Source organism: bacterium (assembly GCA_022616075.1).
Taxonomy (GTDB): Bacteria; Acidobacteriota; HRBIN11; order JAKEFK01; family JAKEFK01; genus JAKEFK01.
Genome location: JAKEFK010000250.1, coordinates 1 through 3,385, shown reverse-complemented (window position 1 = coordinate 3,385; position 3,385 = coordinate 1). Strand labels below are relative to the sequence as shown.

The following is a 3,385-nucleotide window of genomic DNA, read 5'->3' as shown; positions in this document are numbered from 1 at the left end:
TATCTTTCGAGGGGACGCGTAGAAATGACCGTCAAAGCTTCCTTTTTAAAGGAAGGGATTTATCAGGTTTTCGTCAATAAACCGCTGGTCAGCAGAATGATTCAAGAAACGCAGGCGCTGAGGGAAGAACATGGTTTGAGTTCGGAGGCCGATTTGAGTTCACTGTTGCGTCTTCCCGGATTGGTTGAAATCCAGACCGATGTTCAGGCAATCAGCCCGGAAACGCTTTCCGAAATCAAAGAGATTGTTGATACTTGCATGCGCTCGCTTGTCACCATGCGGAGCCAGGAGGGTCAAATTCTCGCAAAAGACATTCTGGAGAGGATCGCCGCGCTTCGCCGAATGCTGGACAATGTGCAGGAACATTCGCGGGACTACTCGGTAGCCGTGCATACCCGATTGGAGAAAGCGTTGAAAGATATTCTTGCCTCCAATGCCATCGATACAGGAAGACTCATGCAGGAAGTCGCTTACTATGCGGAGCGCGCAGATGTGACGGAAGAACTGGTTCGGCTGGGAAGCCATATCTCTCAGATTGGAAAGTTGATCGAAGGAGATGAAGCTGCAGGAAGAAAGCTGGATTTCTTGTTGCAGGAAATCTTGCGCGAAATCAACACGATAGGATCCAAATGCGATCTTCTGCCGGTTGCGCAAACAGTGATCGAAATGAAAACGGAAGTCGAGAAAATCCGCGAGCAAGGCCAGAACGTCGAATAGTTTCACCACGGAGTCACGAAGATCACGGAGAAAGTAAAGATATTTTTCTCTCCGTGTACTCCGTGACTCCGTGGTAAATCAAATATAAAATAAGGTATGCGAGAACTCTTGAACGTCGGATTTGGCCATACCGTCATCTCCTCAAGGATCGTTGCAATTGTTTCGCCCAAATCGGCTCCCATCAAGCGATTAAAGGAAGAAGCCAAGCAGGCAGGAAAGCTTGTGGATGCCACCTCCGGCCGCCAGACCAGAGCAGTGGTGGTGATGGACAGTGGACACGTTGTTCTATCCGCCGTAATGCCGAGTACGCTGCTGGCAAGACTGGAATATCGCGAGGAAGAAGAAGAGGTCGAGCGCCTCGCTGCGGAAGAAGATGGCAGCAAGAAAAAATAGCGTTTTTATCATTTCAGCTCCGTCCGGAGCGGGAAAATCTACACTGGTGGAACTTCTGTTGTCTCAAAACAAAGAGCTCTTTTTTTCCATTTCACACACAACACGCCCCCCGCGCCCGGGTGAGATGAATGGAGTTGAATACTTTTTTGTTTCTGACGAGAACTTCAGGAAAATGATCCAGGACGACGAATTCTTCGAATGGGCTCAGGTGCACAGTTATTATTACGGAACATCAAAAACTATGTTGGAAAAAGCAGAAAATCGTCGCAGCGATCTGATCCTGGATATCGATGTTCAAGGGGCCATGAAGGTAAAACAGATTTTGCCGGATGCCACAAGCATTTTCATCCTTCCTCCCTCGTTTGAAGTTTTACGGGAACGGTTGCAGCGCCGTCAAAAAGATACCGAGCAACAGATTGCAAAGCGGATCGAAAACGCGCGACAGGAAATTCAATATTGCCATCAATATGATTACATCGTGATCAATCGGGAGCTGCATGCAGCGTTCGAAGACTTGAGCAGCATCATTCGAAGTCAGGGCTGCCTGAGAGAGAATCTTTACGATGAAGTTGCGACGATTATAAAATCCTTCGAAGTGTAAGAACGACTTATTCTTTTCCTATGTAGCCGAGAGCCTCCAACATTTCCAGGTCCTCGGCATCGAGTTCTTTTTTCGGTCTGTTCATCCGCGCAGATTCGCTCATGCGCGCATAGTGCACCAGGAGCTCTTTCCATTCTAGAAAAGGGTGTTGCCTTATAGCTTTCGGATTTGTTTTTAATAGATTGTTTCGCTCCATAGGGTCAACTGAAAGATCATAAGCGCTATATTGCTTTTTTTTCTGTCCGAATGTTTTGATCATTTTGAATTTTCCGTTTTGTACCGCAAAAGTACGGCCAGACAAAGACGGAGTGGAGGCAAAACTAAGCGGACGTCTCTTGTTTCTATGTAAAAACCTGTCTGAAAGTTCCCAGGTCACGTATTTTCCCAAAGATTGGCCGCGCATCTGAAACGGGACATCAACGTGAGCGAGGTCAAGAATCGTAGGCATGATATCCAGATGATCGACTATTTGATCAACAGTATTCCCTTTCCGGCCAAAAAAGGGATGGTAGATCAACAATGGTACTTTGAGAAGTTCGTTGTAAAGTGCATGTGCATGACTGATGTGCCCATGACTATTCAATCCTTCGCCATGATCAGCGGTCAATACAAGAATCGTTTTGTTTGCGATCCCGAGTTGTTCCAATTTGTCCCGAAGTGCACCAATAGCTTTATCGATTTGCCGGACCTCGACTGCGTAGTTTCGAAGACTGTCTGAAACCGATTGAGTTACTCCCCCTGAAAATAGGAACTTCACCTCCACGTCTTCAGAATTGTTATTTATGAGATCCAGCTTTCCGGCAGAATCAAAAAACCGGCCAATACGGCCTGTTTCCAAACGTTCCTTATGCCATTCGGGTCCAAAAACAATCTCGATTCCGGAGGAAGCGGGAGCATAATAAGCTCTTCTGAAAAAACCCGCCCGGGTCTTATCTTTCTTCAACGTGCGAAATTCCAGAGTCGTTGCGCCGGACCGTAATCGAAGGCTTACGCTATGACGATTTCCATTTGCCAGCAAAAATTTTTCGCGGGCAAGGCCATCAACCAGAAATTCAATGTCCGGAGGACTACCTTCAGGCAGATAAGGCGCGTGTGGATCGGAATAATGAATCCAGGCAAAAAATGGCTTATCCCGGTGACCCTCAAGCCAGGGAAAAACATCTTTGTTTACCTGAGAGGCAGTCCTATGCCATTGCTTTTTAAGATCATCATTGTAAGTCTGGAATCCACGATCAAGACCGAACTTCTTTTCTAGAACTGCCAAAGAAACAAACGCGGCTGTTGAGTATCCATGACTCTTAAGAACCTCGCTCAGAATTGGAAAGTTTTCTTGATAAGCCTGTCCATTGTCAAAAATCTTCAATTCGTGAGGCGGACGCGACGTCAATATGCTGGCGTGAGCTGGTAAGGTCCGGGGGATGAGAGAGTAAGCCTGTTGAAACAAAACGCCGTTTCGCGCCAGCATATCCATTTCAGATGTGACGGCAGCGGTCTTGTTGTAGCAGCTCAGGTAATCGGCACGCTAAGTATCAACAGTAATGAGCGCAATATTAAACTTCCGGCGCGTAAGAAGGGATGGGATCAAAAGGGAAACTGCGGCACAAGCGAGCACGAGCACGCAAAGAAGCAGTTTCTTCATTCTTCTGCAGCCATGATACTTTACTACCCTCTCAC

General features: G+C 47.0%; 5 protein-coding genes. 4 read left to right on the top strand and 1 reads right to left on the bottom strand.

Going from position 1 to position 3,385, the window contains the following annotated elements:
• The 3 genes from L0156_20845 to gmk form a co-directional block, all read left to right on the top strand.
• Positions 1 to 717 (top strand): YicC family protein (locus L0156_20845; GenBank protein ID MCI0605440.1); only part of this gene is annotated, 717 nt, incomplete at its 5' end.
• Between the two features lie 96 nt (positions 718 to 813).
• Complete coding sequence (locus tag L0156_20840; protein ID MCI0605439.1) at positions 814 to 1,110, top strand: DUF370 domain-containing protein; 297 nt, start codon at positions 814 to 816, stop codon at positions 1,108 to 1,110.
• On the top strand, positions 1,091 to 1,711 hold the full coding sequence (gene gmk, locus L0156_20835) for a guanylate kinase (protein ID MCI0605438.1): 621 nt from the start codon (positions 1,091 to 1,093) through the stop codon (positions 1,709 to 1,711). The genes L0156_20840 and gmk overlap by 20 nt, the downstream gene beginning before the upstream one ends.
• Positions 1,712 to 1,718: 7 nt before the next feature.
• On the opposite strand, the gene L0156_20830 is transcribed toward gmk, so the two are convergent.
• Positions 1,719 to 3,176, bottom strand: a complete 1,458-nt coding sequence (locus L0156_20830) for a sulfatase (GenBank protein ID MCI0605437.1) — start codon at positions 3,174 to 3,176, stop codon at positions 1,719 to 1,721.
• Here L0156_20830 and L0156_20825 point away from each other — a divergent pair.
• A partial coding sequence (locus L0156_20825) for a hypothetical protein (protein MCI0605436.1) occupies positions 3,147 to 3,385 on the top strand: 239 nt, incomplete at its 3' end. The genes L0156_20830 and L0156_20825 overlap by 30 nt on opposite strands.